The sequence below is a fragment of the Saccharomonospora sp. CUA-673 genome (genome assembly GCF_001942305.1).
Lineage (GTDB): Bacteria > Actinomycetota > Actinomycetes > Mycobacteriales > Pseudonocardiaceae > Prauserella.
Window position 1 is genome coordinate 21,267 of the sequence record NZ_MKKE01000016.1, and the last position, 14,077, is coordinate 35,343.

Genomic DNA, 14,077 nt, shown 5'->3' on the forward strand with positions numbered 1-14,077 from the left:
CGGAGGAGGCGACTACTCCAGGACGATCAGCAGATCGCCGCCCTCGACCTGCTGGACGGAGTTGATGGCGCGCCGCCGCACCGTGCCGCCGGTCGCGCGGTGATGGCGGCCTCCATCTTCATCGCCTCGATCGTCGCGACGGTGTCGCCCGCGGCGATCTCGTCGCCCTCGCCGACCTGCAGCGTGACCACGCCGGCGAACGGTGCCGCGACGTGGTTCGGGTCGTTCTTGTCGGCCTTCTCGGCGGCCGGCACGTCGGTGGCGACCGACCGGTCCCGCACGGGGATCGGGCGCATCTGGCCGTTCAATGTGGACATCACGGTGCGCATACCTCGTTCGTCGGCCTCGCCGACGGCCTCGAGCGCGATGAACAACCGCACCCCGGGCTCGAGGTCCACGGTGTACTCCTCACCGGGACGCAGACCGTAGAAGAAGTCCTTGCTCCGCAACACGCTCGTGTCGCCGTAGGACTCCCGGTGCGCCTCGAACTCGGCCGTCGGGCCGGCGAACAGCAGCCGGTTCAGGCTCGCGCGCCGGTCCTTCGTCAGCGCCTCGCGGTCCTCTTCGGACAGCGTGACCTCACCGCGCGCCTCACCGCGGCCCTCGAGCGCCTTGGTGCGGAACGGCTCGGGCCATCCGCCGGGCGGGTCGCCGAGCTCGCCGCGCAGGAAGCCGATGACCGAGTCGGGGATGTCGAACTTGCCGGGCTCGGCCTCGAACTCGGCCGGTTCGACCCCGGCGCCGACCAGGTGCAGGGCGAGGTCGCCCACGACCTTCGACGACGGCGTGACCTTGACGATGTGGCCGAGCATCCGGTCGGCCGCGGCGTACATGGCCTCGACCTCCTCGAACCGGTCGCCCAGTCCGAGCGCCTTGGCCTGCGTGCGCAGGTTGGACAGCTGACCGCCGGGGATCTCGTGGTCGTAGACCCGGCCCGTCGGCGAGGCCAGGCCCGCCTCGAACGGGGCGTAGATCTTGCGCACCGTCTCCCAGTACGGCTCGAGGTCGCCGACCGCGCGCAGGTCCAGCCCGGTGGGCCGGTCGGAGTGGTCGGTGGCGGCCACGATCGCCGACAGCGACGGCTGCGAGGTCGTGCCCGCCATCGAGGCGACCGCACCGTCGACCGCGTCGGCGCCGGCGCGGATGGCCGCGAGGTACGTGGCCAGCTGCCCGCCCGCCGTGTCGTGCGTGTGGATGTGCACGGGCAGGTCGAACTCGCGCCGCAGCGCGGTCACGAGCCGCTCGGCCGCGGGCGCGCGCAGCAGACCGGCCATGTCCTTGATGGCCAGCACGTGCGCACCGGCGTCGACGATCTGCTCGGCCAGCCGCAGGTAGTAGTCCAATGTGTACAGCTGCTCGCCGGGATCGGACAGATCCGACGTGTAGCACAGCGCCACCTCGGCGACCGACTTCCCGGTCGCGCGCACGGCCTCGATCGCGGGCCGCATCTGCGAGACGTCGTTGAGGGCGTCGAAGATGCGGAAGATGTCGATGCCGGTCTCCGTGGCCTCCTCGACGAACGCGTCGGTGACCTCGGTCGGGTACGGCGTGTAGCCGACCGTGTTGCGCCCGCGCAGCAGCATCTGCAGGCAGACGTTGGGCATCGCCTCGCGCAGCAGCGCGAGGCGCTCCCACGGGTCCTCGGCCAGGAACCGCAGGGCGACGTCGTAGGTCGCGCCGCCCCAGCACTCCACCGACAGCAACTGCGGCAGGGTGTGCGCGACCGCGGGGGCGATCGCCGTCAGGTCCTTCGTGCGCACGCGCGTGGCCAGCAGCGACTGGTGGGCGTCGCGGAAGGTCGTGTCTGTGACGCCGACGGTGCCCGACGTGCGCATCCACCGCGCGAAGCCCTCGGGGCCGAGCTCGTCGAGCTTCTGCTTCGACCCGGCCGCCGGCGCGCCGTCGGGCACCGCGGGGATCTTCTCCTCGGGGTCGATCAGCGTGGGCCGCGGACCGTGCGGCTTGTTCACCGTGACGTCGGCCAGATAGGTCAGCAGCCGCGTGCCGCGGTCGGCCGAGTGGCGCGCGGTCAGCAGATGCGGGCGCTGCTCGATGAACGCGGTCGTCACGTTGCCCGACTGGAAGTCCTGGTCGTCCAGCACCGCCTGCAGGAACGGGATGTTCGTCGCGACCCCGCGGATGCGGAACTCGGCGAGCGCGCGCCGCGCGCGGCCGACGGCCGTCTCGAACGTCCGTCCACGGCAGGTGAGCTTGACGAGCATCGAGTCGAAGTGGGCGCTGATCTCCGTGCCGGAGAACGCGGTGCCGCCGTCGAGCCGGATACCCGACCCGCCGGGCGAGCGGTAGGCGCTGATCATGCCCGTGTCCGGGCGGAACCCGTTGGCCGGGTCCTCGGTGGTGATCCGGCACTGCATCGCCGCGCCGCGCAGGTAGATCGCGTCCTGCGCCAGGCCGAGGTCCGGCAGGCTCGCGCCGGCGGCGATCCGCAGCTGCGACTGCACCAGGTCTACGTCGGTGACCTCCTCGGTCACCGTGTGCTCGACCTGGATCCGCGGGTTCATCTCGATGAAGACGTGGTTGCCGTTGCGGTCGACGAGGAACTCGACGGTGCCCGCGTTGCGGTAGCCCATCTGCCGGGCCAACTTCACCGCGTCGGCGCAGATCCGCTCCCGCAGCTGCGAATCCAGGTTGGGCGCGGGGGCCAGCTCGACGACCTTCTGGTGCCGGCGCTGCACCGAGCAGTCGCGCTCGTAGAGATGGATGACGTTGCCCTGACCGTCGGCCAGCACCTGCACCTCGATGTGCCGGGGCTCGACGACCGCCTGCTCGAGGAACACGGTCGCGTCGCCGAACGCCGACTCCGCCTCCCGCGAGGCCGCCTCGATGGCCTCGCGCAGGTGGGGCGGGTCCTCAACGCGCCGCATACCGCGGCCGCCGCCGCCCGCGACGGCCTTCACGAACACGGGGAACGTCAGGTTCTCGGCCGCGGCGACGAGCTCGTCGACATCGGCCGACGGCGCCGACGAACCCAGCACGGGCACGCCCGCCTCACGGGCCGCCGCGACGGCGCGCGCCTTGTTGCCGGTGAGCTCCAGCGTCTCGGCGTCGGGGCCGACGAACGTGATGCCGGCCTCCTCGCAGGCGCGCGCGAGGTCGGGGTTCTCGGACAGGAAGCCGTAACCGGGGTAGACCGCGTCGGCACCCGCGCGCTGCGCCGCGCGGACGATCTCGTCCACCGACAGGTACGCACGCACCGGGTGGCCCGGCTGGCCGATCTCGTACGCCTCGTCGGCCTTCAGCCGGTGCAGCGAGTTGCGGTCTTCGCGCGGGAACACCGCCACGGTGCCTGCGCCCAGTTCGTAGGCTGCGCGGAACGCGCGGATGGCGATCTCGCCGCGGTTGGCGACGAGCACTTTCCGGAACATTCCCGGTCCTTCCGTCCTCGGATCGGTCGGGACGCACGTTACCCGCTCCCGCCTCCTGGGAACACCTGCCCACATCCCGGAACGCCCGCTGGGCGGTTCGCCCGAAGGGTCAGGATTTCTCGAGGTATTCGGCTCGGTCGGCGTCGACGACGTCGGCAACCATGCGGGCCAGGCCCGGACTGTGCGCCAGGTCGGGGTCGGCGTCGACGACGCGCTGGGCGACGCCGCGTGCCTGCGCGATCACGTCCTCGTCGTCGAGCAGCGACAACATCTTCAACGCCGACTTCGTGCCGGACTGCGCCGCGCCGAGGATGTCGCCCTCGCGGCGCAGTTCGAGGTCGAGCTTCGACAGTTCGAACCCGTCGAGCGTGGAGGCGACCGAGTCGAGCCGCTGCCGCGTCGTCGTGCCCTCGGGGATCTCCGTCACGAGCAGGCACAGCCCCGCCGCGGAACCACGACCCACGCGGCCGCGCAGCTGGTGCAGCTGGCTCACGCCGAACCGCTCGGCGTCCATGATCACCATCGTCGTCGCGTTCGGCACGTTCACGCCGACCTCGACGACGGTCGTGGCGACCAGCACGTCCACCTCGCCCGCACTGAAGGCCCGCATGACGCCGTCCTTCTCGTCGGCGGGTTGTTTGCCGTGCAGCACGCCGATCCGCAGCCCGTGCAGCGGGCCCTCCTCGAGCATCGGCGCGATGTCGAGCACCGCGAGCGGCGGCCTGCGGCCCCCGGTGTCGGCCGGCGGCTCGTCCCCCACCCGCGGGCACACGACGTAGGCCTGCCGCCCGTTGCCGACCTCCTCGATGATCCGTTTCCACGCCCGGTCCAGCCAGTTCGGCTTCTCGGCGACGGGCACGACCGTGGTCGAGATCGGCGACCGTCCCGACGGCAGTTGCCGCAACGCCGAGGTCTCCAGGTCGCCGTAGACGGTCATCGCCACGGTGCGCGGGATGGGCGTCGCGGTCATGACCAGCACGTGCGGGCTGGTGCCCTCGGCGCCGCGGGTGCGCAGCGCGTCGCGTTGTTCGACGCCGAACCGGTGCTGCTCGTCGACGACCGCCAGGGCCAGGTCGGCGAACGTCACGTGGTCCTGGATCAGCACGTGGGTGCCGACGACGATGCCCGCCTCCCCGCTCGCGGCCTCCAGCAACGCCTTCTTGCGTTCCTTGGCGCCCATCGACCCGGTCAGGAGCGTGACCTTGGTGGCGTGTTCGGCGGCGCCGAGCTCGCCCGCCGTGCCCAGGTCGCCGAGCAGCTCGCGCAGCGACCGGGCGTGCTGGGCCGCCAGCACCTCCGTCGGCGCGAGCATCGCGGCCTGCCGGCCGGCGTCGATGACCTGCAGCATCGCCCGCAGCGCCACGATCGTCTTGCCGCTGCCGACCTCGCCCTGCAGCAGTCGGTTCATCGGGTGCTCGACCGACAGGTCGGCGGCGATCGTCTCGCCGACCTCCCGCTGCCCCTCGGTGAGCTCGAACGGCAGGCGTGCGTCGAACGCCGCCGTGATCCCGCCGTCGACGCGGGGGCAGGCCCGCGCGGGTTCGCTCACCTCGTTGCGGCGGCGCTGCGCGAAGATCAACTGGATGGACAGCGCCTCGTCCCACTTGAGCCGCTGTTTCGCCGTGGTGAGCCGCTCCCAGCTCTCCGGAAGGTGCACCTGGCGCAGCGCGGTGTCCAGATCGGTCAGCCCGAGCTCGGCGCACAGCACCTCGGGAACCGGGTCCTCGACGGTGTCGAGCGTGTCGAGCACCTGCCGCACCGCACGGGCGATCTTCCACGACTCGACGCCCGCCGCGGCCGGATACACCGGGATGATCTGGTTGGCGAATCCGTCCACCGTGGACGGATCGTCGTCGTCCTGCTCGAACAGCTCGTATTCCGGGTTGGACAGTTGCAGTTCGCTGCGGAACTGCGACACCTTGCCCGCGAACAGGCCCTTCCTGCCCGCGCGCAGGTGCTGCTCACGCCAGCCGACGTTGCCAAAGAACGCGCACGTCAGCCGGCGTTTGCCGTCGCTGAGGTGGATGGTGAGGATGCTGCCCTTGCGGGCCCGCATCGGCCGCCGTTCGACCCGTTCGATCTTCGCCATCACCGTGGCGTGCTCGCCGATCTCGAGCCCGCCGATGTCGGTGAGCTCACCGCGGCGCTGGTACCGGCGCGGGTAGTGCCGCAGCAGCTCGGCGACCGTCCGCAGGTTCAGCGACGATTCGAGCGCCTTGGCCATCTTGGCGCCCAGCACCACGGAGAGCTTGTCGCCCGTCGTCGTCATGTCACCGCCACCATCCCGGTCTCACCGCCGCCTTCTCGGTCTCACTCCACGCCCATCAGCAGCACCGCATCCGCCTGCCCACCGTAGTAGCACACCAGTTCGACCTCCGGATGTGCGGCACGCAGATGCTCGGTCAGGATCTCCTCGATCCGGTCGGGCGCGTCGACGCCGGTCAGCACCGTGACGAGTTCCCCGCCGACCGCGAGCATCCGCGTCAGCACCTCGAGCGCGGTCTCCACGATGCGGTCCGGCGCGCCGATCCGCACGACCTCCCCGTCGACCAGCCCCAGCACGTCGCCCGCGTGCGCGTGCCCGACCCACGTGATCGCGTCCTCGCCGGCGATCACGATGTCGCCGCGCCGGGTGGCCGCGGCGGCCTCGGCCATGGCCACCACGTCGGCGCCTGCGCGGCGCTCCGGGTCGTGCACCGCGAGCGCGGCCAACGTCTGCACGGGCGAGGCGCACGGCACGACGACCACGTCGCGGTCGGCGAGCACCGGATGGTTGGCCGCGCGCTCGGCGACCGCGGTCAGGTCGACCTCGCCCGGCACGACCGTGACGTGGCCCGCCGCGGTCTCGCCGACGAGCCCGAGGAGCTGTTCGACGCTCGGATCGTCGTCGGCGGCCAGCACGGGCAGTCCCTCCCCGGCGACCAGGTCGACGACGCCCCGCCCCCGCAGGACGACGACCACCGCCCGATCGCCCGCCGCGCCCTCGGGCGGGGCGGGGGTCATGAGCGGTTCGACGCGCACCCGGTGCGGACGCCCGTGCCGCAGGCCCGCCTCGAGCGCGGCACCGATGTCGCCGCAGTGCACGTGGACGGCGTGGTTGCCGTCGCCGTCGCCCGCGACGGTCACCGAATCACCCAGCTCGGCCAGGTCCCTGCGCAGCTGCAGCAGCGCCGATTCCTCGGCGTCGGCGGGCAGATCGGACAGCAGGTACATGACCTCCCACGCCTGCGGCGCCGGCACCACGGACGGCACCGTGACCGCGTGTTCCGGCGCGGCCTCCCCCGCCACGACCGCGGCGAGCGCGTCGAACACCGCCACGAGGCCCCGGCCGCCCGCGTCGACGACCCCTGCGGCGGCGAGCGCGGCCAGTTGACGCGGCGTCTCGGCCAGCGCCTCGGCCGCCGTGCGCGCGGCGGTGCGGGCGACGTCGTCCAGCGTGCCCACTTCTCCGTCGCGGGAAGAGCCGGTCGCGCTGCCGTGGCTGCCGTCGCTGTTGCCGTCGTTGTTGCTGGTGACGGCGGTTCCGACCGCGTGCAGCACGCTGAGCATCGTCCCGGCGACGGGCCGGGCGACGGCGCCGGTGGCGAGCTCGTCGGCCCGCCGGAGAGCGGAGGCCAGCGCCGGGCCGTCCAGCCGAGCGGCGTCGCCGGCGGCATCGGCGAGGCCCCGCAGGAACTGCGACAGGATCACCCCGGAGTTGCCGCGCGCCGCCGCGACGGCCCCGCTCGCCAGCACCCGCAGCGCCTGTCCCGCGGTGGTGACGTCGCGACGCTCCGTGAGTGCGATGTTCGCCGCGGCGATCGTGTGGAGCAGGTTCGAACCGGTGTCGGAGTCGGCGACCGGGTAGACGTTGATGCCGTCGATCTCGGTGCGCAGTTCCTCGAGGCTGCGCACGCAGCGCCCGCCCACGCTCGCACGGCTGCCGCGTCCCAGTGCTGCACCGCGTACCCTCCAGCCGGGAACTCGTCGGATCGAAGGCGAGCGTATCGACCCGGATTCAGGTGCGGAGAACGCACCGGCTACCCTGGTCGAGTTGCCCGGCATTCCCGGGCGGATTGTGTTTACCTACTTTCTCGAGGAGTGTTCGACGTGGCTGCCGTGTGCGACGTCTGTGGCAAGGGGCCGGGCTTCGGCAAGTCGGTCTCGCACTCTCACCGGAAGACGAACCGCCGGTGGAACCCGAACATCCAGACCGTGCACGCGAAGCTCGGGCTTTCCCAGAAGAAGCGTATGAACGTGTGCACGTCCTGCCTGAAGGCGGGCAAGGTCGTTCGGGGCTGACGCCTCAGAACCACAGTTTTCGAGGGCCCCGGGGATCACAGATCCCCGGGGCCCTCTCCGTGCGCCGTGTCAGCACCCCACGACGCCGTGTCAGCATCCTGCGACGCCGTGTCAGCACTTCACGTCGCCGTGTTGGCACCCCACGACGACGGCGTGGGTTACGGGAGGCGCCAGTCGATCGGTGCGGAACCCTGCGCCTGGAGGAGTTCGTTGGCGCGGCTGAACGGCCGTGAGCCGAAGAAGCCGTTGTGGGCCGACAGCGGGCTCGGGTGCACCGACTCGATGCACCGGTCGGCGCCGATCAGCGGCTTGAGCTTGCGGGCGTTGCTGCCCCACAGGATCGCGACGAGGGGCTGGTCACGTGCGGCGAGCGCGCGGATCGCCTGTTCGGTGACGTCCTCCCAGCCCTTGCCCTGGTGGGAGTTCGGCTTGCCCGGCTGCACCGTCAGCGACCTGTTCAGCAGCAGCACACCCTGCCGGGTCCACGGCGTCAGATCGCCGTTGGACGGCATCGGATGGCCGAGGTCGTCGACGTACTCCTTGTAGATGTTGACCAGGCTCTTCGGCAGTGGCCGGACGTCGGGCGCCACGGCGAAGCACAGGCCGATCGCGTGCCCCGGCGTCGGGTACGGGTCCTGGCCCACGATCAACACCCGCACGTCGGCCAGCGGCTGCTGGAACGCCCGCAGGATGTGCTCGCCCGCGGGCAGGTAGGTCCGCCCCGCGCCGATCTCGGCACGCAGGAACTCGCCCATGGCGCCGATCTTGTCCGCGACGGGTTCGAGTGCCTGGGCCCAGCCCGCGTCGACGACGTCGGTGAGTGCTCGCGCTGAAGTCACAGTCCGGGACCTTATCGACCCGCTAGTCCAGCCTGCGCAGCTCCGTCCGGAACCGCCGCGCGCGCTCGACGTAGCCGTCGACGACGCGGGTGATCGCGTCGGTGCCGAGCGAGGTGTTCTCCCGTGTCTTCGCCGGCACGCCCAGCGCGATGTGCCCGGACGGCACGTGCCCGCGGTACGACACGACCGCACCGGCGCCGACGACGCCGCCGTCCTCGACGACGGTGCCGTTGAGGACCACGGATCCGGACGCGATGAGACAACCAGACCCGATCGTCGCGCCCTCGACGTGCACGTTGTGGCCGATCGCCGAACCCGCGCCGAGGATCGTCGGCTGTCCCTTCGCGACGTGCACGACGCAGCCGTCCTGGACGTTGGACCGCGCGCCGATCTCGATGTGGTCGTTGTCGGCCCGCAGCACCGTCTGCGGCCAGATCGACGCCTCGGGTCCGAGTCGCACGTCACCGATGATCGTCGCGTCGGGATGCACCCACGCGTCCGGGTGGATGTCCGGTTCGAGCGCACCGAGTGCGTAGATCGCCATCGCCGAGCTACTCCAGTTCCTTCGCCATGCACACGCTGAGGACGTCCTGGGCGTACACGCCGAACTTGTCGATCTCGCGGTAGCCCGCCGAACGGTACAACGCGATCGCCTCGGGTTGGCGCGTGCCGGTCTCGAGGACGATGCGCCGGCAGTCGGCGTCGGCGGCGGTGCGTTCGAGGGCGGCGAGCATCGCGCGGGCGTGGCCGTTGCCGCGGTGCGCCTCGACGACGAACATGCGCTTGATCTCGGCGTCACCGGCGCGCAGCGGTCCCTCGTCCTCGTCGTGCCGGCGCCAGCCGCCGCACGCGATCGGCTCGTCGCCGCGGTAGCCGACGAGGAAGATCCCGTGCGGTGCGGCGAACTCCGCCGGGTCGACGGGCGTCACGTCGGGGTCGCCGTAGCGCGTGACGTACTCCTGCTGCACGAGCTCGATGAGCTTGGTCGAGTCCACATGGTCGAAGGGCAGCGTGCGAATGTCCACCCGTCCATGTAACCCGATTCAGCGCCAGTGTTCCCAGCCGTTTTCGCCGTCGTAGGGCTTTCCGTCGACGGTCACGCCCGTGTCGGGCATCAGCACGGTGCCGATCTGCCGCCAGCCCTGGGGAAGGTCGGTGAACGACGGGAACGTCGCCACCAGCGCGTGATCCTCCCCACCCGTGAGCACCCAGCGGAGCGGATCGGCGCCGAGCGCGCCGGCGACGTCGACGAGTTTGCGGTCCACGTCGAGCGATTCGGACGTGATGTCGATGCCGACGCCGGACGCCTCGGCGAGGTGCCCGAGGTCGGCCAGCAACCCGTCAGAGATGTCGATCATGGAAGTCGCGCCGGCGTCGGCGGCCACGGGGCCGGCCTCGTACGGCGGTTCGGGCGCCCGCTGGGCGTTGACGACCCCGACCGGCGAGCGGAATCCCCTGCCGAGCACGGCCAATCCGGCCGCGGCCCAGCCGAGCCGGCCGCACACTGCGACGATGTGGCCGGGCCGCGCGCCCGACCGCGTCACCGGCTCGCGGCCACCCAGGTCGCCGATCGCCGTCACGCTCAGCACCAGCTGGTCCGCGCGGACCACGTCACCGCCGACGATGCCCGCACCGGCCCGCTCCGCCTCGGCGGACATGCCGTCGGAGATGGCGGCCGCCACGGCGGCGTCGGTGTCGGCGGGGCAGGCGAACCCGGCGACCAGCGACGTCGGCCGCGCGCCCATCGCGGCGACGTCGGCGAGGTTCACGGCCGCCGCCTTGTGTCCGATCTGCTCGGGCGTGGACCAGTCGAGCCGGAAATGCACGCCCTGGACGAGGACGTCCGTGGTGATCACCACGCGGCCGTCGGGCGCCTCGACCACGGCCGCGTCGTCACCCGGCCCGAGCACGGTGCCCTTCGGCAGCTGCTGCCTGCCGACGACCTCCCGGATCAACCCGAACTCGCCGACGTCGGCGACCGTGCCGCCGACCCCGGCTCTGTCTGTGTCCCGTCCCTCCACACAACACCTCCGGTGCCCCGCCTGCGGTACGTTGCAGCGACGTTACCTATCTTGAGGCCGCTGGGGCCCATTCGGACGAAGGGACGCGCCGTGGTGCACGCATACATCCTCATTCAGACCGAGGTCGGCAAGGCCGCGTCGGTCGCCGCCGAGATCGCCGCGCTGCCCGGCGTGGCCAGTTCCGAGGACGTCACCGGTCCGTACGACGTCATCGTGCGCGCCCAGGCCGACAACGTCGACGATCTCGGTCAGCTCGTGGTGGCCAACGTCCAGAACGTCGACGGCATCACCCGCACGCTCACCTGTCCGGTGGTGAACCTGTCCCGTTGACCGACCGCACGTCCCCCGACAGCACTCCCCCGGACGAGGGTTCGCCGTCCGACGGCTCCCCGGACAGCAGCTCCCCGGACAGCAGCTCCCCGGATACCGGCTCCCCGGACAATGGAGCGCCGCCGCGGAAGCTGCTCATCGGCGCCGCGGTCCTCGCGACCGCCCTCGCCGTGGCCGTCGGCGCGATCGGCATGTTCGCGCGGGGCGGCGATGAGGGCGCCGGTCCGGCAGCGCACGACGGGTCCGACGACGACGGGCCGCTGCCCGTCGTGTCGATTCCCGCGCCGGAGGCCGACACCGACGAGTGCCGGCAGATCATCGAGGCCGCGCCCGAGGCGTTGACCTCCTCCGGGGAGCAGCTCGAGCGGCGCGAGCTGGCCGAACCGGCACCGGAGGCGACCGCCGCGTGGGGCGGTAACGACGAGGCCGTGGTGCTCCGCTGCGGCCTCGAACGTCCGCCCGAGCTGACCCGCACGGCGACGCTGCGGCAGATCAACGGCGTCCAGTGGCTGCACGTGCCCGGCGAGGGCAGCGCCACGTGGTACGCCGTCGACCGGCCCGCGTACCTGGCCGTGACAGTTCCCGACGGCACGGGAACCGGGCCCCTGCAACGGATTTCGGACCTGGCCGACGCCGAACTGCGCCAGGTTCCCCTGACCTTCTGAGCCGCCGCCCGGGAGCCGCCGCCCGCGCCTCAGCGCAGGCCGGTGCCGCGGGCGATCGCGGTGTCGACGAGCGTGGCCAGCAGTGTCGGGTAGTCGACGCCGGTCACGGCCCACATCTTCGGGTACGCCGACGTCGATGTGAAGCCCGGCATCGTGTTGACCTCGTTGATGATCAGCTCACCGGAGTCGGTGACGAAGAAGTCGACGCGTGCCAGGCCCTGGCAGTCGAGTGCGCGGAACGCGTCGACCGCGCAGGCACGCAGCCGCTCGATGACGGCGTCGTCGAGCTTGGCCGGGATGTCGAGTTCGGCGTCCTCGCCGAGGTACTTGGTCTCGAAGTCGTACCAGGCGTCGGAATCGTCGGACAGCACACGGATCTCGGCCGGCAGCGAGGCCTCGACGCGGCCGTCGGGGAACTCGAGCACGCCGCATTCCACCTCGCGTCCGGAGATGCCCGCCTCGATGAGCACCTTCGGATCGGTCCGGCGTGCCACGGCGATCGCCTCGTCCACCTGGGACCAGTCGGTGACGCGCGTGATGCCGACCGACGAGCCCGCGCGGGCGGGCTTGACGAATGCGGGCAGTGCCAGGCGTTCCCGGTCGGCCTCGGGCAGAGTGGACTGTCCACGCGGGACTGTCGCATAGGGACCGACGGGAAGCCCCTCCGCCAACAGGAGCTTCTTGGTGAACTCCTTGTCCATGGCCGCGGCGCTGGCCAGCACACCCGCCCCGACGTAGGGCAGGTCGGCCATCTCCAGCAGTCCCTGGATGGTGCCGTCCTCGCCGAAAGCGCCGTGCAGCACGGGGAACACGACATCCACCTCGGACAGCACCTCGGCCTCGCGTCCGGGCTGGACACTCACGACGCTCTTGCTCGTCGGGTCGCCGGCGAGCACGAGTGCCTGCCCGTCGTCGACCGACGGCAGCGCGGTGCCCTTGATCTGCAGCGCCGTCGGGTCGTCGGTGCCGAGCACCCAACCCCCCGACGGGGTGATACCGACGGGGACGACCTCGAACCGCTCCGGGTCGAGGTTCGCCAGCACGGAGCCGGCGGACACGCAGGAGATCGTGTGTTCGCTGCTGCGGCCGCCGAACACCACGGCCACGCGCGTCTTGCCGCTACTCATAGGCGGCCACCCTACCGGGGCGGGGTCCGGGTCAGTTCGACGAGAGTGGGCACGCATTCGCCCAGCTCGGCGCGCGAACACCCCGCGTAGCCGACCAGTACACCGTGCGCGGTCGGCGCGGTGGCGAAGTGCCGCGCCAGCCCGTCCAACAGCACCCCCCGGCGTTTGCCCGCCGCGATCCGCTCCCGCTCGTCGGTCGCCGACCCCAACGGCACGACCAGGTGCGCGCCCGCGTCGTCGCCGAGCACGCGGACCCCGGCCCGGCCGAACGCCTCGACCAGCACCGTCCGCCGGTCCGACAGCTCCCTGCGGAGCCGGCGCAGATGCCGACCGAGGTCGCCGTGCCGCGCGAGTTCGACCACGACCTGCTGTCCCGCCGGTGACGGCCGGGTTCCGGTGAGCTCGCGGTGCTCCAGCACGGCCTGCGTCACCGACGGCGGCGCGACCATCCACCCGGCGCGAGGGTCGGCGTGAGGATCTTGCTCGTCGTGCCGAGGTGCACGACGACGTCCGGGGCCAGTGAGGCGAGCAGCGGCAACGGTGCGACGTCGTAGCGCAGTTCGCCGTCGTAGTCGTCCTCGACGACGAGGAAGTCGCGCCGGCGCGCCAGCTCGGTGAGCTCCACGCGCCGCGAGGCGCTCATCCGGCAGCCCATCGGGTACTGGTGCGCGGGCGAGCAGTACACGGCGCGCACGCCCGGCGGGATCAGGTCGGTACGCAGGCCCTCGTCGTCGATCGGCACGCCCGCGACGCGCATGCCCGCGCGGGAGAACGCCTGCACTGCCCGCTGGTAGCCGGGTTCCTCGACGGCTACCAGATCGCCGGGCCGCAGCACGGCCGCGGCGAGTTCGACCACCGCCGCGGTCGTGCCGCCCGTCGCGAGGACCGATTCGGTGTCGGCGTCCAGACCCCGGTGTCGCAACAGATGTTCGGCGATCACCTCGCGGTACTCCCCCAGTCCCGTGCGCGAGAGGTACACCGCGGGCGGGGTGTCCGAGGCCGCCCGCCACGCCCGGCGCCACGCCGACCGGTCGAGCCCCTCGGCCCACGGGACGCCGGGCAGCAACGCGAGCCGGCCCGACGGCAGCTCGTCGCGGGCCGCGGCGGACCGGTGTTCCGGGCGGGCCGTCGGCGGGGACGTCGTCACGTACGTGCCCGACCCGTGTTTGCCGACGATCCAGCCCTCGGCGTGCAACTGCTCGTAGGCGGCCGCCGTCACGGTGCGGCTGACGCCGAGCCGGTCGGCCAGCGCTCGCGTCGACGGCAGCCGGTCACCGCCCCGCAGATGCCCCGACGACGCCGACTCGCGGAGCGCGTCCGCCAACTGCACGGCCAGCGGCGCGGGCAAGTCGCGATCGAGCGTCACCGGCAGCGCCGTGTCGCCGCGCGGCACGACGTCACCGCGCGACACGTCCGCCCCCTGTTCCG

9 protein-coding genes and 3 pseudogenes are annotated in these 14,077 nt (G+C 72.0%); 3 read left to right on the top strand and 9 right to left on the bottom strand.

The window, feature by feature from the left end; all coding sequences use genetic code 11:
- Window positions 1-12: 12 nt before the first annotated feature.
- From BJF85_RS09365 to BJF85_RS09375, 3 genes and pseudogenes are all read right to left on the bottom strand, one after another.
- Window positions 13-3,386: pseudogene (locus tag BJF85_RS09365) on the bottom strand (pyruvate carboxylase).
- Between the two features lie 109 nt (window positions 3,387-3,495).
- On the bottom strand, window positions 3,496-5,655 hold the full coding sequence (recG, locus tag BJF85_RS09370; RefSeq protein WP_075846644.1) for an ATP-dependent DNA helicase RecG: 2,160 nt from the start codon (window positions 5,653-5,655) through the stop codon (window positions 3,496-3,498).
- 41 nt (window positions 5,656-5,696) lie between these two features.
- Window positions 5,697-7,327, bottom strand: a pseudogene (locus BJF85_RS09375) (DAK2 domain-containing protein).
- A 148-nt stretch (window positions 7,328-7,475) separates the two neighbouring features.
- Here BJF85_RS09375 and rpmB point away from each other — a divergent pair.
- Window positions 7,476-7,667 (top strand): 50S ribosomal protein L28, encoded by a 192-nt coding sequence (rpmB, locus tag BJF85_RS09380; RefSeq protein WP_075846683.1) that lies wholly within the window; start codon window positions 7,476-7,478, stop codon window positions 7,665-7,667.
- Between the two features lie 158 nt (window positions 7,668-7,825).
- On the opposite strand, the gene BJF85_RS09385 is transcribed toward rpmB, so the two are convergent.
- From BJF85_RS09385 to BJF85_RS09400, 4 genes are read right to left on the bottom strand one after another with little or no spacing between them, the layout of a single operon-like run.
- The gene (locus tag BJF85_RS09385; protein ID WP_075846646.1) at window positions 7,826-8,506 is read right to left on the bottom strand and encodes a uracil-DNA glycosylase; all 681 of its coding nucleotides are present in this window, start codon (window positions 8,504-8,506) and stop codon (window positions 7,826-7,828) included.
- A gap of 22 nt (window positions 8,507-8,528) precedes the next feature.
- Window positions 8,529-9,050 (bottom strand): gamma carbonic anhydrase family protein, encoded by a 522-nt coding sequence (locus BJF85_RS09390; protein ID WP_075846647.1) that lies wholly within the window; start codon window positions 9,048-9,050, stop codon window positions 8,529-8,531.
- Window positions 9,051-9,057: 7 nt separating this feature from the next.
- On the bottom strand, window positions 9,058-9,531 hold the full coding sequence (locus BJF85_RS09395) for a GNAT family N-acetyltransferase (RefSeq protein WP_075846648.1): 474 nt from the start codon (window positions 9,529-9,531) through the stop codon (window positions 9,058-9,060).
- Window positions 9,532-9,549: 18 nt separating this feature from the next.
- Window positions 9,550-10,527, bottom strand: a complete 978-nt coding sequence (locus tag BJF85_RS09400; RefSeq protein WP_075846649.1) for a thiamine-phosphate kinase — start codon at window positions 10,525-10,527, stop codon at window positions 9,550-9,552.
- Between the two features lie 90 nt (window positions 10,528-10,617).
- Here BJF85_RS09400 and BJF85_RS09405 point away from each other — a divergent pair, with 90 nt between their 5' ends.
- Window positions 10,618-10,857 (top strand): Lrp/AsnC ligand binding domain-containing protein, encoded by a 240-nt coding sequence (locus BJF85_RS09405; protein WP_075846650.1) that lies wholly within the window; start codon window positions 10,618-10,620, stop codon window positions 10,855-10,857.
- Window positions 10,858-10,988: 131 nt separating this feature from the next.
- A complete protein-coding gene (locus BJF85_RS09410) occupies window positions 10,989-11,522 on the top strand; it encodes a DUF3515 domain-containing protein (protein ID WP_075846685.1) in 534 nt (177 codons plus the stop codon).
- Window positions 11,523-11,551: 29 nt separating this feature from the next.
- On the opposite strand, the gene BJF85_RS09415 is transcribed toward BJF85_RS09410, so the two are convergent.
- Together BJF85_RS09415 and BJF85_RS09420 are read right to left on the bottom strand one after the other, a co-directional pair.
- Window positions 11,552-12,649, bottom strand: a complete 1,098-nt coding sequence (locus BJF85_RS09415; protein WP_075846651.1) for a D-alanine--D-alanine ligase family protein — start codon at window positions 12,647-12,649, stop codon at window positions 11,552-11,554.
- Between the two features lie 11 nt (window positions 12,650-12,660).
- Window positions 12,661-14,042 (bottom strand): annotated as a pseudogene (locus BJF85_RS09420) (PLP-dependent aminotransferase family protein).
- Window positions 14,043-14,077 lie beyond the last annotated feature (35 nt).

Bases quoted from the DNA above. Each gene is read 5' to 3' on its own strand.
- recG (WP_075846644.1), bottom strand. From the start codon at position 5,655: ATGACGACGACGGGCGACAAGCTCTCCGTGGTGCTGGGCGCCAAGATG.
- BJF85_RS09390 (WP_075846647.1), bottom strand. From the start codon at position 9,050: ATGGCGATCTACGCACTCGGTGCGCTCGAACCGGACATCCACCCGGAC.
- BJF85_RS09415 (WP_075846651.1), bottom strand. From the start codon at position 12,649: ATGAGTAGCGGCAAGACGCGCGTGGCCGTGGTGTTCGGCGGCCGCAGC.